Consider the following 22765-nt stretch of genomic DNA (forward strand, 5'->3'; position numbering starts at 1 on the left):
AAACTATCCAAAGATAGTTTTTTCTGCAATACTATAAAGATTTCTAATGCCTAGGGTAGGCAAACAAAAGTACCATTGCCTCTGGTACTGCGCTTTTGAGTGCAATCGCCTACTCAATATCTTGTTCATTTGTAACTACTCATAAAGTACTTGAAGGGGAAACAGCGATCGCAATCTTTTGGCATTCTAGATATTACGTCAGCGTTTCTGGCAGACACAACTAAGATGTCATTTGTTATGCAACCTCCTCTGGCTCTTGCAGGCTTAAATATTCTCGTAGTTGAGGATGATGATGATATTCGCTTTTTCATTACTACGGTATTGGAAGTAGATGGAGCTACAGTCATGGCAGTAGCATCGGCAGCAGCAGCCAAGAAAGTATTACCTGAATTGCAACCCGATGTCTTGATTTGTGATATTGGTTTGCCTGACGAAGATGGCTACAGCTTAATCCGCAAAATTCGTGCGCTCAAATCAGATATGGGTGGAGGAGTCTTAGCTATTGCTTTAACGGCCTATGGAGATAGTGAGAATCGTATCCGCGCTTTGGAAGCTGGTTTTCATACTCATGTATCTAAACCAGTTGCTCCAGAAGAACTAGTTGAAATCGTTGCTAGTTTAGTAGCTTCTTGCAATTGGTAATTGTGGAGCAGATTATAGCGCTTCTCATTATTGCAATACACTTTGACCTGAAGGACAGGGTAAGGTTTCAAAGGCTTTTGGTTGGATAATCAGATAATTTGTATTTACTGGCGTAGCCTATGCTAATACAAGCTATCTTTCAAGACAAACTCACCTTGGATTGTTAACGGTGAAGCAGCGCTGCGGGAGGGTTTGCCTCCGCAGGCGAATAACCGGGGAACCCCAGCAACGTGCTGGTTCGGAAACCCGTCTTCTCCTAACGGAGACCAAGGTTAACTCTTCCTGGAATCACCAGTTGCTACAACACGGCAAACCCGGACACCAGTCGTTTATGGGGGAAATCCCTTCTTCGATAGGAGAAGGCGCTAGCCTCTCCCAAAGGGCTACCGTGTACACACAAGTCAAAATATCGAATTCGGGTGGTCGTTTATCGAATTCGGGTGGTCGTTTATCGAATTCGGGTAGTCGTTTATTGAATTCGGGTGGTTGTTTATCGAATTCGGGTGGTCGTTTATCGAATTCGGGTAGTCGTTTATTGAATTCGGGTGGTTGTTTATTGAATTCGGGTGGTTGTTTATTGAATTCGGGTGGTCGTTTATCGAATTCGGGTGGTCGTTTATCGAATTCGGGTGGTCGTTTATTGAATTCAAGCAGTGGTTATAAGCTAATGAGCATTTAAGTTGCATAAAATCAGGGCTTTAGCCCTTACTACAAGCGAATCAGTCTGGAAAAACGAATGGCGATTAGCTTACCATTTCACGAAATTCTTGATACACATCACTTTTCTTGCTTCCCCTGCTTCCCCTGCCTCCCCTGCCTCCCTGCCTCAAGAGCCTCAAGAGCTTGCCCATGTATATCAACCTTAAAGTGAGACGGTATTAGGGTGGGGTAAAACCCAGATTCTTGAGCAACTTCAGACTTGTGTGTACACCGTAGCCCAAAGGGAGAAGACCGCGCTGGCTCCCCAACGCACTTGCTCCGCTATATTAAAATTTCTTAACATAGCTGTAAATCTTAGTACCGACTTACTTGTTTTCAGTTTAATTATCTATATTGGCTGACTACAATATATTCGAGTCCTGAAGCCAAATTCTAAGATAGATAAAGCAAGAATCAAGCTTGGACTGTATTCTCGATAAAGCATAAAAATTAAGATATCAAAATAGCGGAAGATGAATATACAAACCCAATTCCTGTTAATAGAAATAATAACATCAGTAAGTGATGATTCACTTATTGATTGGCAATCACAAAACCTGATAAAGTTATTAGTATTTATTTTTATTGCATTTGTAGTATTAGCTATAAAATTTATTAGCAATAAAAATGAATATGCTGTTCTTTTTGGTTTTTTGTTAACACTTATGTATATTATTTTTTTAATAATGGAATAGTAATTGTTTTAAAGCTCAACGTTGAGGGAGCTAGTGCGATAACGGCAAAAGGGGTAGCTGTATGGCTGATGGTTGTCTTGCTTTGGATAGAATACTAAGGACGATCACATGATTCCATTGGGTTTTAGCTCAACCTAATATTCAGGCAAGTTATTCACAGCAATTAAGAATAAGAATCTCCAGAGCGATCGCAGTTTTTTAAATGCTGATTTGTTATCTTTTTGTCTGGTCTAAATTATTTATAATAAACCAAATACCCGACTTTTTTGAAAAATTGCGTATCTATGAATTTCAACTTTCACAAATAAAATAGGATTGCCGTAACACTGCAATTGCATTGGTATCGTTCAGCTTTCATCCCAAGGCCCAAGTCTATGGGTAAAAGTCTCCTGCTATACTTTATTTCTATATTTATATAATTTTCAGTAGCATAGGGGTGCATTCCATTGGTTCAACAACCAGAATTCCAGGAAAGTTCGTCGATGCAGGCAATCCAGCGTGTACTGGGAAGTTTGAGCAATTACCGATGGATTTCGCTGGGAGCATTGGTCAGCCTATTGCTTTTGACAGTCGCCAATGCGGTTACTCCTCAATTATTTCGGTGGGGAATTGATCGCGGCATTGTCAAACAAGATTTACAAATAGTACTTTACAGCGCGGGCTGGATGGTAGCTGCGGCGATCGCTCGCGGTGTATTTAACTTTGGCCAAAGCTATTGGGCAGAAGCAGCCTCTCAAGGTGTCGCCTATGACCTGCGAAACAAGATTTTTAGCAAGATTCAAAATCTCAGTTTCAGCTATCACGACCAGTCACAGACATCGCAATTGCTAACCCGCGTCACCAGTGATATTGAGCAAATCCGTACATTTATCGGCACTAGCTTGATTCAGGTGATTGGTGCAGTTGTGACTTTGATGAGTATTGCAGTAATTTTACTGCTAATGAACTGGCAACTAGCGCTGATTACACTAACGGTAGTGCCGATAGCTGGATGGTTAATGGCGCAATTTGTTAGCAAAAATAACAGACTGTTCCGGCAAGTACAAGATCAACTAAGTAACCTCAATGCTGTCTTGCAAGAGAACTTATTCGGGATAAGGGTAGTAAAAGCCTTCGTGCGCGAGTCAACCGAAAGGTCACGTTACACGAGCCTGAATGATGGGCTAGTCAAAGCAAACATGAAGACTATTAGCGCCATCCGCAACACCTTCCCGTTTATATTTTTGCTAAGTAATTTGGTGACAGTAGTAGTTTTCGGCTATGGGGGAGCGCAAGTAATTGGGGGTAGGTTCTCGATTGGCGAACTAGTAGCGTTTAACTCTTACCTAGCGTTAATTTTACAACCAATTTTGTTGATTGGATTTGCTGCACCCGCGATCGCTCAAGCCGCCGCCTCTGCCGAACGGGTATACGAAGTGGTAGATGCCAAGGTAGAAATTCGCGATCGCCCTAATGCCATCCCCTTTCAAACTTGTGGTGGTAGAATCACTTTTGAGAATGTCTCCTTCCGCTATCCGGGAGCGACAACCGAAGCCCTTAAAGAAGTTTCCTTTGAAACAAGACCTAACGAACTAATCGCCGTTCTGGGGATGACAGGTTCCGGGAAAAGCACAATTATGAACTTGCTACCCCGCTTTTACGATGTTACGAATGGAGCGATTCGGATTGATGGGCGAGATGTGCGGGATTTTACACTCAAAAGTTTAAGGTCTCATATTGGCATTGTATTCCAAGAAACCACACTGTTCTCCGGCACTATCCGGGAAAATATCGCCTATGCAAAGCCCGATGCCTCACTGGAGGAAGTGATTGAAGTTGCGAAAACCGCACAAATTCAAGATTTCATCTTCCAACTACCCGATGGTTATGAGACGATTGTAGGTGAACGTGGTATTGGCTTGTCTGGTGGACAAAAGCAACGGATTGCGATCGCCCGTACCTTACTCACCGATTACAGTATTCTGATTTTAGATGACAGTACCTCTGCTGTGGATGCCAAAACTGCTGCCCAGATTCAAGCCGCGTTGGATGGCATGATGCGCCGAAAAGCTTGTACAACTTTTGTTGTGGCTCAACGCATTAGTACCGTCAAAAATGCTGATCGGATTTTTCTCATCGATAAAGGACGATTGGCAGCACAAGGTACTCATGAGGAATTGATGCAAACAAGCCCGCTTTATGGTGCAATTTTGGAATCTCAGGTGAAGCAGAAGGAGAAAAAATAAACAATTCAAAATTCCAAACCCATTATTGGTTAATACGGTTGTAGAGACGTTGCAACGCAACGTCTCTACATAGATGAAATCTGTATTGTTCTAAAATCCTTCAATCCAAAACCCAAAATCTAAAATCCAAAATTGTTATGAGAGGTACAAGTCCAGTTGTTGCATCCGAGGAAAAAACGAGTCAACAACTCTCCACCCTGCAACGCTTTTTACAATACTTGCGACCCTATCGCAAAGAAATTCCGTTCGTCTTCACAATAGTATTGATTGGTGCTGCAACTCAAGCAATTGGGCCATTTATAATCGGCTGGTCTGTTGATCGCTTGATTGCACAAGGAAATTTACAGGGACTGCTGCTTGTATTAGGATTACTGGGGCTGAACTACGGACTTGGTGTTTGGGCATTTCGGATTCAAATTCTGCGAGTTGGCTGGATTATGCAGCGGTTGCTAGGTCAACTGCGGCAAGATATTTTTAATAAAATCCAGAGTTTGCCAATCAGCTTTTTTGATCGCAGCGAAGCAGGCGATTTAATGAGCCGCCTGCTGAATGATGTTAGTACTGTGAATCAGGCGTTTGGGCAAACGGTTTCTCAAATGCTAGGTAACATATTCGGTTTGGTCGGCATTATCATTGCTATGCTCTCGATCAATCTGCAACTCGGCTTGTTAAGCAACCTAGCTGTGCCACTGATGATTTTTACCACAAGCTTGTTCGCGCGTTGGGCAAGAGCTAGATTTCGCGTCACCCGACAGACGATTGGGGAACTTTCCGCCAAATTAGAAGAAGATATTGGCAGTGTGCGAGAAGCACAGGCATTTAATCGTGTACAGATGAATATCCAAGAATTCGACATTTTGAACGCCGCCAATCGCGATGCAAACGTCGAAGCCGTGGCAATTACCGCTGCATTTTTGCCATCTATCGATTTTCTCAACACTCTGGCTACCGCAGCTGTACTAGCCTATGGTGGCTATCTAGCTGTCACAGGAGCAGCAACAGTAGGTGTAGTAACCTCCTTTTTACTCTACGTTCAGCAATTCTTCCGCCCAATCCAAATTCTCAGCCAGTTTTACACCCAAGCTCAGTCTGCTTTTGCCGGATTAGAGCGGATCTTCTTGCTATTGGATGAACCGTCGCAGCTCAATGATGCACCTGATGCAATTGAAATGCCGCCTATTCAAGGTGAAGTCAGATTTGAGAACGTTAAGTTTGGCTATAACCCAAATCAACTGGTTCTCAAAGGAGTGAATTTGCACGCATATCCGGGACAGATGGTTGCGTTAGTTGGGCAGACCGGTTCGGGAAAAAGTACAATTATTAACTTGATTTTGCGCTTCTATGATGTCTCTAGTGGTGCAGTCAAAATTGATGGCATTGATGTGCGTAGTGTCACTCAAGCAAGTCTGCGGCGTCAGATTGGCATTGTCCTGCAAGATAATATTCTGTTTAGCGGTACTGTCGCCGAAAATATTGCCTTTGGCGTGCCATATGCCACCCAAGCCGATATCGAAGCAGCTGCTCATTTAGCAAATGTGCATGAGTTCATCACCTCGCTGCCACAGGGTTATACAACTCAATTGGGGGAACGCGGTGCGCCCCTCAGTCAGGGACAGCGACAACTGATCAGCATTGCCCGTGCAGTGTTGATTAATCCTCGAATTCTGATTCTTGATGAAGCGACCAGTAGTATTGATACTCGCACAGAAGCGCTGGTACAAACTGCGATCGCCCGCTTATTGCAAGGACGTACCAGCTTTGTGATTGCCCACCGTCTCAGCACGGTTACTCAGGCAGATCAAGTGTTAGTGGTTCAGCAAGGAGAAATTGTCGAGCAAGGCAGCCACGCAGAACTCATCAGTCAACAAGGTGTCTACGCAAACCTATATGCTCTCCAACTAGGTGCAACAACCACCAGTGTGTAATACTAATTCGTAATTCGTAATACTTCGGCTACCCTTCTCTACGAGACGCTATGCGAACGGCAAGCTCAGGGCATCGCGCTCAGTACAAGTTCGTAATTCGTAATTAAGAGGCATGAGATTTGATTAATTACTAATTCGTAATTCGTATTTTTTGGGTTGAATTCCTCTTATCTATATGTATATCCCAGATTCCGCAATACGGTTCGGTTAAGGGAAGAGACGCGATAAATCGCCGTCTCTACAAAAGACTGATTATTGTAAAGACGGCGATTTATCGCGTCTTTGTGATCTATAACTTTCATTAAAAAACCTTAACCGAACCGTATTGCCAGATTCCGCAGGTGCGATCATAAAAATACTGTATTTTTAAAAAGCATATGTGACGAAATGGAACTAATAGAGCAATATCAATAAGCTAATCGGCACGTAAGTTGCATAATAGAAAGATGAAGACGTTTCAAAGCAAAGATGCCACCACCAGCCAAGAACTTTTTAACGCCGTCACAAGTTAGTAAGCTACAACAAGCTCTGAAAGAGAGCGAGCAGCCACACGTCAGGGAAAGAATTCTCATTATTCTGCTACAGAATGATGGGAAACCACAATACGAGATTGCTAAATTTTTAGGTTGTTCGCATAGAACAGTAGCATATTGGTGTATGCACGGTGATCCTGATAATTTGGAAACTCTACATAATAAAAGAGAGGACGAATATTACCGAAAAGCTACGCCTGAATATATTGAACTGTTATTAAAAACTGTTGACCAAGAACCCTCAGATTTAGGGTATGAATTTGGAAAATGGACAGCAGAGCGACTAGCTACATATTTAACCGAAAAAACAGGAATTGATTTAAGTAGCTCTCAAGTAAGGAGGATATTAAAGCGAAAAAAGTATAGCTATATCTGGGCTAAGTATAACCTGGAAGATAAACAAAACCCAATAGAGAGAGCGAAGTTTAAAGAAAAACTTGCTCAATATTTATCAATAGCGCGAGAACAGCCAGAGCGTTTGCAGGTATGGTTTTGGACGTTAGCGTAGCGGGCGCGCGTACCCGCGCGACGAGTGGTTTTAGTTTACGCGTGATTCGTCGCAAGGGTTGGGGTAAAAAAGGAAAACGCAAGAATATTCCAGGACAACGACGTTGTGGTCGAGTAAACGTCATGGGAGCAATTCGAGAATTAGACCGGAAACGCGTATGCTTTTTTGTAAAAAAGGGAAATGCAGATATTTTTTATGAGCAATTACAACAATTAAATGAACTAATAAAACAAGAGTGGGTAAGTAAAGGAAATGTGGGTAAAGATTTCTCGAAGTATGGGCCAAAGATAATTTTAATTTTAGACAATGCTAGTTTTCATAAACGCAAAGATATTCTAGCTAAAATATCCCAAGAGTTCCCGAATTTTATTTTAGAGTTCTTGCCTGCTTATAGCCCTGACTATAACATTATCGAATTAGTTTGGCATTCATGTAAAGAATATATTGCTCATCGCTTATTTAAATCAGTAGATGAATTACAAACACTGCTAGATAAGTTGTTGAATCAAGGCGAGTTAGTGATTAAGTGGCATCGGAAAATCAAACATAAAACTAATTTCAGCTATGTTGCAGCTTAAATGCTGATTAGCTTATTACGAATTAGCCTGAGTGGCTTCCCAGCCAATAATAGTAGTTTTACGCTCTATCCCCCAGCGATAACCACCCATATCGCCTGATTCACGAATCACCCGATGACATGGAATTAAGTAACCAATGGGATTATTACCTAATGCATTACCCACTGCTCTGACAGCATTTGGGTGACCAATTGCTTTAGATAAACCTTTGTAAGTTGTGATGCTCCCGAATGGTATTTTTAGCAGCCCACGCCAGACTTGAATTTGAAAGTTAGTTCCTTTAACAAATAAAACTAAAGGTTTACCGCTAGTTAATTTAGAAGTATTAAAAATGCGATCGCAAATTTCTTGAGTTACTTGCTGATCACGAACAATATCAGCTTTTGTCCACTCCTGATGAAGAATTTGTTCAGCATTTTCTGCATTCATCACATCTAAGAAATGCAGATTACAGATACCACGAGATGTTGTAGCAATTAGAGATTTTCCAAAAGTCGTGTCGTGAATGCCATAGTAAATTTGTAAACCAACCCCTCCTGACTTAAATTCACCAGGCGACATAGCTTCTAAATTGACAAATAAATCGTGTAAACGCCCCGGACTAGATAAACCTACATCCAACGTTAAATCTAAAAGGCTTTTTGTTTGGGCAATTTTCGATTTTGCATATTCAACTGTGAGATATTGCAAAAATCGTTTTGGGCTGATACCTGCCCACCTTGTAAATAACCGTTGAAAGTGGTATTCGCCCAAATGCACATACTGAGCTACAGTAGCCAAATCGGGTTGACTTAGATGATTTTCTCGCATAAATGCGATCGCTTGGGCAATTCGCTCATAGTCCTCACTACTGTAGACACTTAATTCTTTTATCGGATTTATGTTGGTCATTTAATTACACACCTAACATATACCCCCTCAATTTATCGGTTGTAAAGGTTCAATACCACCCGTTTCTTGCTATTGATTGCTCTATCCCAAAAACAACTTGTATGCTGGGTTCTGATTTTCATCCCAGTAACGATAGCCAAGGTTATCCAGAAATGCTTGCCACTCCTTCATTTCGTGGGGCGGTACTTGCATCCCTACAACAATTCGCCCGTAGTCAGAGCCGTTGTTGCGGTAGTGAAAAAGGCTAATATTCCAGTCGGGACTCATGGAAGCGACGAACTTCATCAATGCGCCGGGACGTTCCGGAAACTCAAAACGGTAGAGTAATTCATTGTGAGCAAGGGGAGAACGTCCGCCAACCATGTGCCGCAGATGTAATTTTGTCAGTTCATCATCAGTTAAATCAATAGTTTTGAAGCCGCAATCTTCAAAGGTTTCTGCCATTTTTGCTGCATCAGCGCGGTTTTGAATTTGTACACCCACAAAAATATGGGCTGCTTTTTCATCAGCAATGCGATAGTTAAACTCAGTTAGATTGCGTCTGCCCATACATTCACAAAACTGGCGCAGACTCCCCTGTTCTTCAGGAATTGTGACTGCAAAAATAGCTTCACGGCGTTCTCCGAACTCTGCCCGTTCTGCCACAAAACGGAGGCGATCAAAATTCATATTCGCACCGCAAGCTACAGCAATTAAAGTTTGTCCTTGGATTTGCTCTCGTTCTGCATAGGTTTTAGCCGCTGCGATCGCTAATGCACCCGCTGGTTCTAAAATTGACCTGGTATCCTCAAACACATCTTTAATCGCGGCACAAGTAGCATCGGTATCAACTAAAATTATCTCATCCACATATTGCTGACATAAACGGAAAGTTTCTTCACCAACTTCTCGCACCGCCACCCCATCAGCAAATAAGCCCACCTGGGGTAATCGTACACGTTGCCCAGCTTTTAGCGATTGATACATCGCAGCAGCATCTACAGGTTCAACACCAATAATCTTGATTTCGGGACGCAACCGTTTGACATACGCCCCAATTCCAGAAATCAACCCACCCCCCCCAATTGCCACAAAAATCGCATGAATAGGTTGCTGGTATTGCCGGAGAATTTCCATCCCGATTGTTCCCTGTCCAGCAATCACCTCTGGATCATCAAAGGGGTGAATAAAGGTTAAGCCCTTTTCCGCCTCTAGTTGACGGGCATATGCATAAGCATCATCATAAGTATCCCCATGCAGAACCACCTCTCCCCCTCTGGCTTTCACTGCATCTATCTTCACTTGAGGGGTAGTTGTCGGCATCACAATAATTGCCCGTGTTCCCAACTTACTAGCACCTAGAGCAACACCTTGGGCATGATTACCAGCAGACGCCGCAATTACTCCCTGTGCTAGTAAATCCGGCGGCAAATTTGCCATCTTGTTGTAAGCACCCCGCAGCTTAAAGGAAAACACTGACTGCATATCCTCACGCTTGAGCAGTAGTTTATTATTCAGCCGCTTAGAAAGATTCGGGGCATACTCCAGCGGTGTTTCCTGAGCAACATCATACACACGAGCAGTCAGGATTTGTACCAAGTAGTCGCAATACATGAGTGTTGGGGTAGCAGATGACGGGTGGAGTCTAATTTTACCGCTACTGGTGTATATGTTTTGCAAATTTTTAAGGCATTGGGTATTAATGACCAACTGGCGCTTTAACTCCTGCGCCTCCTTTGCCCAGAAATAACAGCAAAGGTAATGAGCAAAGGAACCCTATCCCTACTACTCGAAAGCAGTCTGCATAAGATAAAATAGCAGCTTGGGTATCTACTGTTTGACTAATTAAAGCTAATGCTTGTTGTTGCGCTGTTACTGCATCTATACCTTGACTTTGGAGCGCTCCATTAAGCAAGTCAAGACGCTGATTGGTTTCTGCATCATAAGGACTAAGTTTTGCTAATAGGATAGCCCGATGAAAAGCGTGTCGTCGGTCAAGCAGAGTAGTCAATAGAGCAATGCCGATACTGCCACCTAATTGTCGAGTCAGGTTGTAGAAACCAGAGCCAGCAGAAACATCTTGTTTGGGTAGCGGGCCTAAAACTGCCAAACTCAAAGGAAGAAACATCAATACAGTAAAAGCTCCGCGCCATACTAATGGCCAAAATAAATCGTCTGTCCCGGTTTGTGGGGTAATTTCCGCCAATTGAAACATGACTCCTGATGATCCAACAGCGCCCATTGCAATTAAAAATCGGGCATCGATTATGCTAGACAGTTTGCCTAATAAAACCATAACGATCGCAGACGCTAAAGCCCCAGGTGCTAATAATAGTCCTGTCTGGGTTGCTGTAAATTGCAGTATGCTCTGAGCAAAGATCGGTACAGCAAAGAGTGTGCCATAAAGCCCCATACCTACCACTGCTGAAAGAACACTTCCCGCCGCTAAAGAGCGGTGACGCAAAACTCGCAAATCCACAGCCGGATGACCTGTTTTCAGTTCTCGCCAAATAAACAACCCCAAGCCAATGATGCCGAGGATGAACAGAGTGATGATGAAACTAGAGGAAAACCAGTCATCTTGCTCTCCTTGTTCTAATACAGTTTGTATGCTACCCACAGCCACGATTAAAAACCCAATTCCCCACCAATCAATAGCTTGGTTTTGGGTATTGTTCTTGTCCTTATTCTTTGGTAAAAATGCCAAAGACATCGCAACTGCAACGATTCCAAAGGGAATGTTGACAAAGAAAATCCAACGCCAGCCTAAACCATCTACTAAGAATCCTCCTAAAGTTGGGCCAATTGCTGGGCCAGCAATCACACCCACGCCAAAAACTGCTTGGGCCAAACCTTGTTCGGCCGGGGGAAAAGTCTCGAACAAAATCGCCTGAGCTTTAGCTAGCAATCCGCCACCGCATAAACCTTGGAGAATTCGAGAAATAATCAGCATCGGTAAGTTGAATGCTAACCCGCACAAAACCGAGGAAATTGTAAAGCCAATCAGCGAGAAGATAAAGTAGGTTTTGCGCCCAAAGTAATCTCCCAACCATGCAGATAATGGAATTAAGACGACGTTAGCGATCGCATATCCGCTAACTACCCAACCCACTTCACTCACAGTCGCACCCAAAGACGCTTGGATGTCAGTGAGCGCTACGTTAACAATACTTGTATCAATTACTTCTAAGATTGCGCCTAATGAAGCAGTAAAGGCGATCGCCCACTTCAAAGGCCCTTCAATATAACCGCTCTGATTAACACTTACAGGTTTAGTCTTAGTAGGAAAGGAAGGTTTATTAACGGTAGCCATACATATTCATAACAATATTTTTTTCATAAAACACTTAGATGATTCGGACATAGGCGCAATCGCCCAAGCAAATATTAAATTTTATATACATACGCTACGGTAGCGTATCATATATAAATAGTCAAGCCAGTAAAGACGCACTATAGAGAGTCTTAACTGTCTTAGAATGAAACCATGCGTTATGTTGTATGTCCTAAGCTAGAAGCAAATAGCTAAGATGATATTGCTTGGGGATGATATTTTTATGAGTAAGCAAATCAATACCCCATCTGGTCGCCCACGTAGCATCCATGCCGACCAAGCGATTCTCCAAGCGACCTTAGATTTGCTTGCAGAGGTGGGATACCAAAGTATGAGTATAGAAGCGATCGCTTCTCGTGCAGGGGTTGGAAAAACGACAATTTATCGGCGTTACACCTCAAAAGAGGAACTAGTAGCAGATGCGATAGAAAGTCTTAGGGAAGATTTACCGATCCCCAACACTGGCAGCTTTTGGGGAGACATGGATATCTTGATCAATCATGTAGCCCAAAAAATAGATAGTCCCCTTGGTCGTCAGACACTTGCCCTAATTATTAGTACAGCGTCTAGCAATCCTCAGTTTGCCAAGGTTTACCAGACAAAATACACTAAACTGCGACGTGAAGCCTTTTTTACAGTTTTAGAACGTGCCAAGTCTAGAGGTGAAATTCATCATGATGCGGACATAGACTTGATTATAGACCTCTTGAGCGGGTCAATATATTACGCACTTGTTTTTAAACCGACAACTGAGTCAATGGAAACTTATATGCGCCGTACTATAGGCATTCTCTTTCAGGGTATTGGCACAGATTAAAAGGCATTATTAATAGATCAAATGGGAGCGTTCAGGGAATGTTGAACTGCAATAATAGAGAATTTTCAAGCAATCAATTATTTCTTAATTAAACAAGTAGTGAATAAGAATACTGGAACACCTAAAGATGCCCCAGTATTCAGAAAATAGATAATTTTGACTCTTTTATCCCTAAAGCATTCCTGGGGATATCTGAAAAATTTGGAATATTGAGTTCCAAAAATTCTCAGATGAGTACCGAGTAAAAGTTTAACAGTTACCTAAACTTCAGGAAATTAACCTAAAGAGATGGCTTGTTTAAATCCGTATTGGATTTCATCAGGGGTCAATCCAGGGTTACCAAATACAACGCCAGCGCCTAAGACAAACAGGTATTTGTTCAGGTCAAAGTTAACATAAGTACCGTAGCTACCACCGCTTACGGTAGCAGATTCTTCAACTGTGATGTTGGTGAAAAGAGTGTTGTTGATAGCTTGCATGGTTTTTATTCCTTAGTTAAGATGACTTACTTCGCTACTAGTTGATTGCCTTGTTTGGGCTACTCAGCTGCTCGCTTGATTAAGAGATTATGTGCAAGCACTTAGGTTAGTCATTTACACTTTATGCAAACTTAATTACCAGATTCAGAAAGCTCAATTGCACAATTGTGACAGCCTTAATTCTGAAAAATTCATCCGGCAGAAAAACATCATCTAGCTATTGCTCTTTCATCACCCTCATGTAATGAATAATAAGTGGAGTATCGTAAACTCCTTGCTGGACTATATTTGAGTTTGAAACAAAAGCAAGGTAACAGAATCATGTCATTGAAGAAGAATTCTGACTTCTGAATTCTCACTCCTGTACAGACGCGTAGACGCTCGAAGGGCGGCTTCTCGTAAGAGTATAATCGCGTCTATACTTTTGACTCCTGAATTCTGTTTCGACCTAACTTATTCCTAAAAAATTAGGCACTGGCAAAGCCAGTGCCTTCTAGCCGTAGAGGCCATGCGAATTACTGTAGGCATCGCTTTGAGCCTTAAAAACTAAATCAAACGATAAATACTGATCCCATCACTTATTTGTAATTTTACTGGTGGTCTAGACTAATTTAGATGCATTTGCCCTAACGGAATGCCCATCTAAGGTTTGTTGAGAATTGTGCAAGATAGCAGCTTTGCTGAAATAAGCAATTATCAGCCAGATTGACAAAAGTTAATATTTTTTGCTTTTATATATCAATATCTTACATAGAGTATGAGATTTTCTAATTTAAAAAAGTTGTTGCAAAAATAACTTTCCACTGTAAGACACAGATGCGATGATAGAGTAACCAGAGAAAAAGGTGAACAATTGTTATTTTTCCCCCTCCGCTTGTTGTTGGAGAATAGCATTACAGTATTGGATGAGAATTGCCAAGCGATCGCCAATAGTCTGAAGTCTCGCTTGTGCAGTCGGTGCTTGCCGCGCTCCTTGGAAAAACATCACATCTACTTCCAACAAACGCAGTTGCTTGCTGATCTCCGTTTTGATAGATTGTTCGCGCCAGTCTTCTGCTTGCAAAGAGTCTTCACTTTGTGGCGCTCCGCGAACGCCAACATCAGCCAAAGGCACAATTTGTTGCCTAAAAAATTGTTGCAACGAAGCTACACGCTGCTGTAGTGTGGGTGCATTAAATTGGTTAGCGTTGACATCAGCGCGTAATTGCTCTAGCAAGGCTGCTAGTGTCCGATATTTTTCTCTATTTAAAGACATCCAGTGCTAGTTAAGATAGTATTAATGTCACATAATTTTTCTTCTACCATAAACATTTTTGAGCTACTATTCAGCACCAAAAGCCTCAAATAATGATTTTGAGGCTTTGTTTGCCATTAATGGGTTTTGAAGTTTATGATTCTTGAAACTCATATTGGATGACTACCGTCGGCAATTGGAGAATCATCCTTACACTGTTTTTTCTTGGCGTTTGTTGGCAACAGCACCTCTCAGGGTAGTGCTGCCAGTTTTGTCTATCTCTCAACCTAACCACCGCTCACCTTTAACCCCAAAATTATGAGCAGCTTAGCTATAACTTCCTCTATTGATCTTGCCCTTCCGGATTGGTTAAAGAAATGTTTAAAGGAATCATCAACTAGCGGCGCAGCAGAAGATGACCGAAGGCATAATGATGCAGTCTTAATTGGTCGGGCATTTGAATTTGCTTACCGATTGCATGAAGGTCAATTCCGCAAATCGGGAGAACCATATATTGCTCATCCCGTTGCTGTGGCTGGATTGCTGCGTGACTTGGGGGGTAGTCCTGCTATGATAGCAGCTGGCTTTCTCCATGATGTAGTTGAAGATACGGAAGTTACAAGTGAAGAAATAGAAGAGCGCTTTGGGCCAGAAGTACGACAATTGGTCGAAGGTGTCACCAAGCTTTCTAAAATCAATTTCAAAAGCAAAACCGAAAGCCAAGCAGAAAACTTCCGGCGGATGTTTTTGGCGATGGCGCAAGATATCAGAGTAATTGTGGTGAAGTTGGCAGACCGTTTGCATAATATGCGAACCTTACAATATATGTCAGAGGCAAGCCGACGCCGCAGCGCCCAGGAAACACGAGATATCTTTGCACCTTTAGCCAATCGCTTGGGGATCTGGCAGATTAAATGGGAATTGGAAGATTTAGCTTTTAAATATTTGGAACCGGAAGCTTTCCGCCAAGTTCAGGAATATGTTTCTGAAAAACGGATGGCGCGTGAAGAAAAATTGGCTAAAACCACAGATATTTTGCGGGAGCGTTTGCAGCAAGCTGGAATTCGCTGTCAAGATATTAGTGGTCGTCCCAAGCACCTTTATAGCATTTACCAAAAAATGCAGCGACAGCAAAAGGAATTTCATGAAATTTACGACTTGGCTGCGCTGCGGATTATTGTTCATAGCAATGAGGAATGCTATCGGGCTTTGGCAGTAGTTCACGATGCTTTTCGTCCAATCCCTGGGAGATTTAAAGACTACATTGGGCTGCCAAAGCCTAACCGTTACCAGTCGTTGCATACTGGAGTGATTGGGTTGACTGGTCGTCCTTTGGAAGTACAAATTCGGACGATAGAAATGCATCATATCGCTGAATATGGGATCGCAGCTCATTGGAAGTACAAAGAAACAGGCAGTTCTGGGATTAGCCATTTGACAGCGACAGATGAGAAGTTTGCTTGGTTGCGGCAGCTGCTGGAATGGCAAAGCGATCTCAAAGATGCTCAAGAATACCTTGACAGCGTAAAAGATAATCTATTTGAAGATGACGTCTATGTCTTCACCCCTAAGGGAGATGTTGTACCTTTAAGCCCTGGTTCTACGAGTGTAGATTTTGCTTATCGCATTCATACAGAAGTTGGAAACCACTGTGCAGGGGCGCGGGTGAATGGGCGGATGGTTCCGCTATCAACAAGGCTACAAAATGGCGATATTGTAGAAGTGATGACCCAAAAGAACGGCCATCCGAGTTTGGATTGGTTGAACTTTGTGAGAACTTCGGCGGCGAAGTATCGAATAAAACAATGGTACAAGCGATCGCGCCGCGAAGAAAATGTCGCCCGTGGGCGGGAATTGTTAGAAAAAGAACTTGGTAAAACTGGTTTTGATAGCCTGCTGAAGTCAGAAGCGATGCAGAGTGTAGCAGAAAAGTGCAACTACCACAGTGTAGAAGATTTACTCGCAGGTCTAGGTTACGGTGAAGTCACGCTCAACTTAGTGCTAAATCGTTGGCGCGAGGTGGTAAAAGCACAACAACCAGTTACTATTGAGCCTCTATTTATCCCCAAAGAGCCAACATCTACGCCAAAAGCTTTGCGGGATGCAGCTACAACTACCTCCCGCTCCACTGATTCACCAATTGTTGGGGTTGAAGGGTTAGTGTATCATTTAGCTGGATGTTGTAGCCCCATTCCTGGCGAACAAATCATTGGTGTAGTGACACGAGGTCGAGGAATTTCCATCCATCGGCAAGGATGTCATAATCTGGAAAGCGTGGAGTATGAGCGCCTAGTTCCAGTCACATGGAACTCAAGAACAGAAAGTAGAACCCGTCCTCAAACTTACCCAGTAAATGTCCAAATTGAAGCACTTGACCGTGTGGGTGTATTAAAAGATATATTGTCGCGCTTAAGTGACCAAGGGATCAATGTGCGTCATGCTCAAGTTAAAACCGCGATCGGACAACCAGCATTAATTGACTTAGGAATAGATATACGCGATCGCTCTCAGTTAGAACAAGTGTTTACCCAAATCAAAAAAATGAGCGACATTCTGAATATACGTCGAGTCGGTCAGATTGACGAGTAGTAGTATATAGGGCAGAGGAGCAGAGGAGCAGAGGAGCAGGGGAGCAGGAAGAGATATAATTCTGACTAATAACCACTGACCTTTGACCTTTGGCAATTGCAGGTTATAGTAATTTTCTAAAATCCGGTAACAGATTCTCTTCCCGGAAACCCAGACTAAATCTGACGCTTCTTAATTACGAATCACGAATTAGTCTAATGGCAAAATGACTGTAAATGTAGAGCCTTTTCCTAGCTGTGAATTTACTTTAATCTCACCATGCATTAACTGAACTAATCGAGAGACTATTGCTAAGCCTAATCCTGTACCATCAGTACTTTGCACTAGGGGATCAGTTACTGCACGAAAATAAGGATTGAAAATTTGAGCTTGAGCTTCTGGAGGAATACCAACACCACTATCAGTAACAGAGATAGCCCACTGTTGTTGAGATTCTATCCAGCATTCTAAACGGATTGAACCCGTTTGTGTGTAGCGAATTGCATTACTGAGCAGATTTGTGAGAATTTGCTGAAGCCGGAGTGGATCTGTGGTAACTTGTTGGGGAGCGCGATCGCAATCAACAACTAAAGATAATTCTTTGGCAAGGGCTAGTGGCTCAATCATCTCTATAACTAAGTTGATTAAATCACCCACATCGGTGAGAGTCGGCTGCAATTTCATCTGCCCGGCATCGTAACGCGAAATTTCTAAAGTATCGTTGATTAACCTAAGAAGCAGCCTGCTACTCTTGAGAACTCGCTCGATACTTTCAATATCAGAATACGAGTCTTGGAGGGATTGTTGACGATGCTGGCGAAGAAATAAATCCGAGTAACCAATGATTGAAGTTAAGGGCGTTTTCAACTCATGAGCTAACTGAGAGACACTCTCTTTATTGGCATGAACCAAACGAGTTAGTTCTTGGTTAGTCAAACGCAACTGATTTTGGAGTTGTTTAAATTCTTGTAGTCGTCCTTGGGTGTAACTGTTGAAGCAACGAGCGATCGCTTCATCAATTACTGTATCAATCAGGCGAACTGCCCGCAAAACATCTTGTGGAGATCCCTGTAATAAGTCTTGTTCTAAATGAGAAAAAATCACAAATCGGAGTAAACGATACTCCCGCGCAATTTCTGCTGGCTCAAATCCTTGTTCTGCTCGAAGTGTACCGTGTTCCAGACTTGCATCGACTACTGTCTGCAAATCGCTGGTAGCAGATTCAGAAAGTACTGTCGCTAATGCTTTCAAAACGCGGGGTAAGCTATCTCGTACAGCTTTAAAAGTCAGCTCTTGAGTAGCTTCAATTTGTTGATCCTGGTAAACTGCTTCTACCCATTGATCAATGATGGCATCACTTTTATCACTTAGAGTCTGACTAAAATCCATCTTTTGCTCAACCAAACACAGTAAGCGCTAAGCCTTTTCGGCTAGACGTAGATTAGTGCGTTTGATTTAACCTTGGCAACTGACGGAAGATGGAGGTTAATAAAAAGCTGAGATTATGTTCAAAGTGATCGCTAAGGCATTTTTTAATCCATATAAATTTTAGTTGCGATCGCAACTAAAATTATTCCTGCCCTGATTCAATAATTCGCGGGAAAAAATAACCACTACCTCTTGCTGTGATGATTAACTCTGGATCGTTAGGATCGTCTTCTACCTTTGTCCGCAATCGTGAGATATGCACATCTACCACACGGGTGTCTGCATGATGTCCTGGTACACTACCCCACACTTGCTGCAACATTTCTAATCGGGAAAAAGTTTTTCCAGCATGGTTTACTAACAACTCTAGTAAGCTAAACTCTACACCTGTCAACCGAATCCGCTCATCATTTTTGTGGACTTGTCGTTTATTTGTATCGATTTTGAGATTGCCCACATGGATTACCTTGGAATTATGAATAGCATTGATACTAGTTTTGTGAGAGCGCCGCCTTAGTAGACAGGCAATTCGAGCTTCTAGCTCCTTCGGAGAGAATGGTTTTGCCATGTAGTCGTCAGCGCCTAATTCTAGCCCAGTGATTCGGTCTGCTACATCTCCCAAGGCTGTAAGCATAATAATTGGTACATCTGACTCTTTGCGTAATTCTTGACAAACACCATAGCCATCCAGCTTTGGCATCATCACATCCAAAACTATTAAGTCAGGAGCGGATACACGAAAAACTGACAAAGCTTCTTCGCCATCGCAAGCTGTGGCTACATCGTAGCCAATCATGGAAAGCCGCGTATCTAAAATCCGGCGTATGCTGGCTTCGTCGTCTACTACCAGAATCTTTCCTTTATGGCTTTCCACGTCTGTGTATGCTCCTTAATGACGAAGATAGAACTGTTAACCGTGTATTATCACCTAAACCTGCTGGAGATTGAATGCAGGTATCGAGAATTTAACAACGTTAAATATTGTTTTCTTTAGTTAGAACAGAAAAGTAAAGTTTAATTTCTAAATGAATATTTATTGAATTTCTAGTGGTAGTTTAGTAATCAAAGCTTAATAGCTTTCCTGGCAGATACGACAGCTATAGGTTCGATAGCCATAATTAAATTAAGAGGTAAAAAAGCTGTTATATCATCTGTCTCATCAACTAACTGCAACACTCAACTCAAAGACTGATATTTCCTAAAATTAGCAAATAGAGGGCAATAGAACTAATACTTATTAGTGTAACCCTATAGAAAATGTTAATATAAAAGGAGATCGCTTGGTTTTTTCAAAGTTGAGTGTTGTTGTTTTAAGAATTTTAAAATAAAGAAGTCTCTACACTTTTTGAGCAAGGAACAGTACAGTTGCTGTAACAATAAATCCAAAAATTGGAAAAAGCGCTCAAGCTTTAACTTAAGGATAAGTCTCCACCTCCACGAAGTAGGTTTGCTTAGTTAATCAAGAGGTAGAGCAATCCTAAATAAGTTACAAACAAGGTACATATTATTCCAACTTAGGAAAATCGAATTTTTGATGATTCGTAAAGAATTTAAATAGCCACTTGACGACTGGGAAAGATTTGCAAAGAGACAACAGCACTTGTTAAAGTAGCTAGGCGAGCAGTTGAATATAATCCAGAAGTTGCAGCAACAGTGTTATTTACTCAGACTTCAGCACGAGATTTAGTAAACTCGAATTCTCGAGTAGGTGAGTAATAACGTTCAGCAAGAGTGCAGACAAAAGCAGCAATGGAAAAAGCTAAAAAAGCTGTACCTGTATTTGTCGGTTAAAATGTATAAACCCAAATAGACTAGTATCCCCAAATAAGATATTGTAGTTCGTGGTATCCTGAGCTTTTCTCAGACATATTGAGGCTGAAAATTAGCCTCCTTGTTACATTAAAAAAAGTTAAATGAACGTTGAGAATATCCGCCTAAAAAACATCAAACTAGAGCAAAATAGAATTTCGGAGAAAATCTTTAATTTGTCCTCAAATGTTGTTGAATCGACTCAAATGCAAGAATTACATCAAATTTTAGTCAGAACAGCGACAGCAATTGAAAAAATATGTTCTAATCACCAAGCAACACCAGCATATCTCACTATTCCATCTCGTAGAATCTACTCATGGATAAAGTTTTTGACAGATAAAGACTGTCTACATCTCCACCTACAAACTACGAACTATCTCTATAAAGTTGCTAAACAAATTTTAAGTATACATGATCAAGAGTCGCTTAAAGTGAGGATTGAAATAACTAATTTAGCAGGATTATATAAATGGAAAAAGTCTGGTAGCTTTGCTAATATTATGATTAGTGAAGGGTTTATAAATGCACCAGAAGAAGTTTTGCAAGCGTTAATGGAATCTGCTCTTTTTGACAAAAGTCAAAACAGAACAAAACTTATCAGAACATTCGCAGGTACAGAAGAATACAGCAATGTACTGCTAGAGCTTGATTTAATTGCTGAAGTAGTGGCAGAAAACCCACAAGGGAAGTTTTATAACCTAGATAAGTTATTTGATAAACTTAACTGTGAATATTTTGCCACGACTCTAGCTAAACCACGTCTAGCATGGAGCCAAATTAATACTCACCGGAAATTTGGACATTATGAGCCAGCTAGAGATAGGGTAGTGATGAGTTTGACTCTCGATGCTCTGAATATACCTGAATTTGTGACTGAGTTTGTTTTGTATCATGAATTACTACATAAGTATCACGGCACAAAATGGGTTCACGGGAGAAGGATGGTTCATACAAAAGAATTTCGTGTCAGTGAAAGGCAGTTTAAATCGTATAAACAAGCATCTCAATGGCTAGAAAAATTGGCATCTGGGCAATTGACAAGTTCTGATTACTGGCCTAATTTGATAAATTAAGTTGGAGGACGTTTTATTTCCCCTTCGCAGTAACCTAATTCATACATACTTGCAGCTTGAGAATCTTGTTCTGGTGGCATTTTAGGTTTTCCAGCCCAGACATCACATTTTCCTAAATTAAACCAATCTTCATCACTCATAAAAGAAATAAATGTGTTGTTCGTTGTTTTTTGCATTTTGATATTCCTAGTTCTGTTAATTTCTAAACAAGCATTTTGGTAATTATTTTCTTCTTGTTCTCTAATGGTTTTAAGTCCGGCTAACTCTAGAACATAAATAGAGCAGGCAAAAAATTGGTATTTTGGTGAGTCATTATCTTGTTTTAGTCGACATGATATCCATAAAAATGGAGGGTGGGTCATCTGTCAATTTGCTGTTGTCTTTTTTGGGTTTTGGTAGCTACCAGATCAATCTATAAAAGAGATAGAGCAGACATTTAAGGGATGACTAATTTCTCCAGAAGGGAATAGATGCGTGTTTGCGTTTGAGTTGGTAAATTCTCACGGGGTAATCATCGTTACTCCATCCTGGTTCAATTTCAGAAGCATTTATTAACTCGCGTAATGCTTGGTTGAGAACGCTATAACTACAGTCAACTGCATCCTTCAATTCTCCGGCAGTTTTTCCCCCAGAACGTAGCTGTTCTAGAATAGTTTGATTGACATAATTCATAATTTCTCCAGTTGTAAAATCAGAAATTAACTGGATGCAGCAACAAGCTCTTGTCTAAACAGGGTGACGATGGGTGTAAAGTTGTCCATCTGGCTCAGCTCGTCGCAATCGTTGGGCGCATTCTGAGCAATAATACTCTTCACCCACCCAGTAAACGGGATAACCGCAACTATCGCAATGCTCAGTGTTGCCCAGTTCTGGATTGTATTGCCAATGCCATTGACAACGTATAGATGTATCACTGATTGTTTTGCTGTGTGCATCAATGGCAGCAAGGGCTTTTTCTTCTGCTTCAACAAGTGAGTCAGCTTGCCCTTGCCAGTGTTGCTCTCCAGATTCAGTATTGAGAAATACTAAAAATTTCATAAAGGAGTAACCTTGCAGAAGTTGTAAACGATAAAAGACTAATAAAATAGCTTTGATTCTAAGATACTGCCCTTAGCTTGTGGTTCTGGTTCTACTAAAGGGCATATTTTTTTCTGTGGGAAATTTTTGGCGTGCATATCCTTGCTCAGAGAACAAGGTTTCTCAGAGTTAGGCTGCCGAGGCGATCGCTTACGCCAAAGAAACAAATTAACAAAAAGTCTCGGCTACCGGATTCAAGCAGAATCTTTCTAAAGCTGTGGAGCCATAACAGCTAATTATAACAATTTTAAAGTAAATTTGATGTTCA

19 protein-coding genes and 1 pseudogene are annotated in these 22765 nt (G+C 41.6%); 9 read left to right on the forward strand and 11 right to left on the reverse strand.

Annotated elements, in window-relative coordinates; genetic code table 11:
* Positions 1–237: 237 nt before the first annotated feature.
* The 3 genes from WKK05_RS10570 (at position 238) to WKK05_RS10580 (ending at position 6186) form a co-directional block, all read left to right on the forward strand.
* On the forward strand, positions 238–642 hold the full coding sequence (locus WKK05_RS10570; protein WP_341531059.1) for a response regulator: 405 nt from the start codon (positions 238–240) through the stop codon (positions 640–642).
* A 1876-nt stretch (positions 643–2518) separates the two neighbouring features.
* Entirely contained in the window at positions 2519–4261 is a 1743-nt protein-coding gene (locus WKK05_RS10575) for an ABC transporter ATP-binding protein (protein ID WP_341531060.1), read from the forward strand.
* Positions 4262–4398: 137 nt separating this feature from the next.
* On the forward strand, positions 4399–6186 hold the full coding sequence (locus WKK05_RS10580; protein WP_341529684.1) for an ABC transporter ATP-binding protein: 1788 nt from the start codon (positions 4399–4401) through the stop codon (positions 6184–6186).
* A gap of 167 nt (positions 6187–6353) precedes the next feature.
* Here WKK05_RS10580 and WKK05_RS10585 read toward each other — a convergent pair whose 3' ends face one another.
* Positions 6354–6488 (reverse strand): hypothetical protein, encoded by a 135-nt coding sequence (locus tag WKK05_RS10585; RefSeq protein WP_341529685.1) that lies wholly within the window; start codon positions 6486–6488, stop codon positions 6354–6356.
* 166 nt (positions 6489–6654) lie between these two features.
* Between WKK05_RS10585 and WKK05_RS10590 the strand changes: the two are divergent.
* A pseudogene (locus WKK05_RS10590) lies at positions 6655–7805 on the forward strand (IS630 family transposase).
* A gap of 15 nt (positions 7806–7820) precedes the next feature.
* On the opposite strand, the gene WKK05_RS10595 reads toward WKK05_RS10590, so the two are convergent.
* The 3 genes from WKK05_RS10595 to WKK05_RS10605 form a co-directional block, all read right to left on the reverse strand.
* Complete coding sequence (locus WKK05_RS10595) at positions 7821–8696, reverse strand: methylated-DNA--[protein]-cysteine S-methyltransferase (protein ID WP_341529686.1); 876 nt, start codon at positions 8694–8696, stop codon at positions 7821–7823.
* 81 nt (positions 8697–8777) lie between these two features.
* A complete protein-coding gene (ilvA, locus tag WKK05_RS10600) occupies positions 8778–10289 on the reverse strand; it encodes a threonine ammonia-lyase, biosynthetic (protein WP_341529687.1) in 1512 nt (503 codons plus the stop codon).
* A gap of 85 nt (positions 10290–10374) precedes the next feature.
* A complete protein-coding gene (locus WKK05_RS10605) occupies positions 10375–11988 on the reverse strand; it encodes a DHA2 family efflux MFS transporter permease subunit (RefSeq protein ID WP_341529688.1) in 1614 nt (537 codons plus the stop codon).
* 244 nt (positions 11989–12232) lie between these two features.
* On the opposite strand from WKK05_RS10605, the gene WKK05_RS10610 reads away from it, so the two are divergent.
* Positions 12233–12826: a TetR/AcrR family transcriptional regulator gene (locus tag WKK05_RS10610; RefSeq protein ID WP_341529689.1), complete on the forward strand. Its 594-nt coding sequence runs from the start codon at positions 12233–12235 to the stop codon at positions 12824–12826.
* 275 nt (positions 12827–13101) lie between these two features.
* Here WKK05_RS10610 and WKK05_RS10615 read toward each other — a convergent pair whose 3' ends face one another.
* Together WKK05_RS10615 and patD are read right to left on the reverse strand one after the other, a co-directional pair.
* The gene (locus tag WKK05_RS10615; RefSeq protein WP_341529690.1) at positions 13102–13305 is read right to left on the reverse strand and encodes a hypothetical protein; all 204 of its coding nucleotides are present in this window, start codon (positions 13303–13305) and stop codon (positions 13102–13104) included.
* Between the two features lie 856 nt (positions 13306–14161).
* Complete coding sequence (gene patD / locus WKK05_RS10620; protein ID WP_341529691.1) at positions 14162–14560, reverse strand: heterocyst frequency control protein PatD; 399 nt, start codon at positions 14558–14560, stop codon at positions 14162–14164.
* 142 nt (positions 14561–14702) lie between these two features.
* Between patD and WKK05_RS10625 the strand changes: the two genes are divergently transcribed.
* Together WKK05_RS10625 and WKK05_RS10630 are read left to right on the forward strand one after the other, a co-directional pair.
* The gene (locus WKK05_RS10625; RefSeq protein ID WP_341529692.1) at positions 14703–14861 is read left to right on the forward strand and encodes a hypothetical protein; all 159 of its coding nucleotides are present in this window, start codon (positions 14703–14705) and stop codon (positions 14859–14861) included.
* Positions 14858–17128: a bifunctional (p)ppGpp synthetase/guanosine-3',5'-bis(diphosphate) 3'-pyrophosphohydrolase gene (locus WKK05_RS10630; RefSeq protein WP_341529693.1), complete on the forward strand. Its 2271-nt coding sequence runs from the start codon at positions 14858–14860 to the stop codon at positions 17126–17128. The genes WKK05_RS10625 and WKK05_RS10630 overlap by 4 nt, the downstream gene beginning before the upstream one ends.
* A gap of 189 nt (positions 17129–17317) precedes the next feature.
* Here WKK05_RS10630 and WKK05_RS10635 read toward each other — a convergent pair whose 3' ends face one another.
* Positions 17318–18496 carry a HAMP domain-containing sensor histidine kinase gene (locus WKK05_RS10635; RefSeq protein WP_341529694.1) on the reverse strand — a complete coding sequence of 393 codons (1179 nt, stop codon included), beginning with the start codon at positions 18494–18496 and terminating at the stop codon, positions 17318–17320.
* 181 nt (positions 18497–18677) lie between these two features.
* Positions 18678–19409 (reverse strand): response regulator transcription factor, encoded by a 732-nt coding sequence (locus WKK05_RS10640; protein ID WP_341529695.1) that lies wholly within the window; start codon positions 19407–19409, stop codon positions 18678–18680.
* 1039 nt (positions 19410–20448) lie between these two features.
* On the opposite strand from WKK05_RS10640, the gene WKK05_RS10645 reads away from it, so the two are divergent.
* Positions 20449–21420, forward strand: coding sequence for a M48 family peptidase (locus tag WKK05_RS10645; protein WP_341529696.1), 972 nt, complete (start codon positions 20449–20451; stop codon positions 21418–21420).
* Here WKK05_RS10645 and WKK05_RS10650 read toward each other — a convergent pair.
* The 3 genes from WKK05_RS10650 to WKK05_RS10660 all read right to left on the reverse strand — a co-directional run bounded on the left by WKK05_RS10650 (position 21417) and on the right by WKK05_RS10660 (position 22458).
* On the reverse strand, positions 21417–21782 hold the full coding sequence (locus WKK05_RS10650; RefSeq protein WP_341529697.1) for a hypothetical protein: 366 nt from the start codon (positions 21780–21782) through the stop codon (positions 21417–21419). The genes WKK05_RS10645 and WKK05_RS10650 overlap by 4 nt on opposite strands.
* 85 nt (positions 21783–21867) lie before the next feature.
* The gene (locus tag WKK05_RS10655) at positions 21868–22092 is read right to left on the reverse strand and encodes a hypothetical protein (RefSeq protein ID WP_341529698.1); all 225 of its coding nucleotides are present in this window, start codon (positions 22090–22092) and stop codon (positions 21868–21870) included.
* A gap of 54 nt (positions 22093–22146) precedes the next feature.
* Positions 22147–22458, reverse strand: coding sequence for a hypothetical protein (locus WKK05_RS10660; RefSeq protein WP_341529699.1), 312 nt, complete (start codon positions 22456–22458; stop codon positions 22147–22149).
* 126 nt (positions 22459–22584) lie between these two features.
* Here WKK05_RS10660 and WKK05_RS10665 point away from each other — a divergent pair, with 126 nt between their 5' ends.
* Complete coding sequence (locus tag WKK05_RS10665) at positions 22585–22710, forward strand: hypothetical protein (protein WP_341529700.1); 126 nt, start codon at positions 22585–22587, stop codon at positions 22708–22710.
* Positions 22711–22765: the final 55 nt, after the last annotated feature.

This window comes from Nostoc sp. UHCC 0302 (assembly GCF_038096175.1).
Lineage (GTDB): Bacteria > Cyanobacteriota > Cyanobacteriia > Cyanobacteriales > Nostocaceae > UHCC-0302.

Coding starts and splice junctions, on each gene's coding strand:
- WKK05_RS10570 (WP_341531059.1), top strand. CDS start 238: ATGCAACCTCCTCTGGCTCTTGCAGGCTTAAATATTCTCGTAGTTGAG.
- WKK05_RS10575 (WP_341531060.1), top strand. CDS start 2,519: ATGCAGGCAATCCAGCGTGTACTGGGAAGTTTGAGCAATTACCGATGG.
- WKK05_RS10580 (WP_341529684.1), top strand. CDS start 4,399: ATGAGAGGTACAAGTCCAGTTGTTGCATCCGAGGAAAAAACGAGTCAA.
- WKK05_RS10585 (WP_341529685.1), bottom strand. CDS start 6,488: ATGAAAGTTATAGATCACAAAGACGCGATAAATCGCCGTCTTTACAAT.
- WKK05_RS10595 (WP_341529686.1), bottom strand. CDS start 8,696: ATGACCAACATAAATCCGATAAAAGAATTAAGTGTCTACAGTAGTGAG.
- ilvA (WP_341529687.1), bottom strand. CDS start 10,289: ATGTATTGCGACTACTTGGTACAAATCCTGACTGCTCGTGTGTATGAT.
- WKK05_RS10605 (WP_341529688.1), bottom strand. CDS start 11,988: ATGGCTACCGTTAATAAACCTTCCTTTCCTACTAAGACTAAACCTGTA.
- WKK05_RS10610 (WP_341529689.1), top strand. CDS start 12,233: ATGAGTAAGCAAATCAATACCCCATCTGGTCGCCCACGTAGCATCCAT.
- WKK05_RS10615 (WP_341529690.1), bottom strand. CDS start 13,305: ATGCAAGCTATCAACAACACTCTTTTCACCAACATCACAGTTGAAGAA.
- patD (WP_341529691.1), bottom strand. CDS start 14,560: ATGTCTTTAAATAGAGAAAAATATCGGACACTAGCAGCCTTGCTAGAG.
- WKK05_RS10630 (WP_341529693.1), top strand. CDS start 14,858: ATGAGCAGCTTAGCTATAACTTCCTCTATTGATCTTGCCCTTCCGGAT.
- WKK05_RS10635 (WP_341529694.1), bottom strand. CDS start 18,496: ATGGATTTTAGTCAGACTCTAAGTGATAAAAGTGATGCCATCATTGAT.
- WKK05_RS10645 (WP_341529696.1), top strand. CDS start 20,449: ATGAACGTTGAGAATATCCGCCTAAAAAACATCAAACTAGAGCAAAAT.
- WKK05_RS10650 (WP_341529697.1), bottom strand. CDS start 21,782: ATGACCCACCCTCCATTTTTATGGATATCATGTCGACTAAAACAAGAT.
- WKK05_RS10655 (WP_341529698.1), bottom strand. CDS start 22,092: ATGAATTATGTCAATCAAACTATTCTAGAACAGCTACGTTCTGGGGGA.
- WKK05_RS10660 (WP_341529699.1), bottom strand. CDS start 22,458: ATGAAATTTTTAGTATTTCTCAATACTGAATCTGGAGAGCAACACTGG.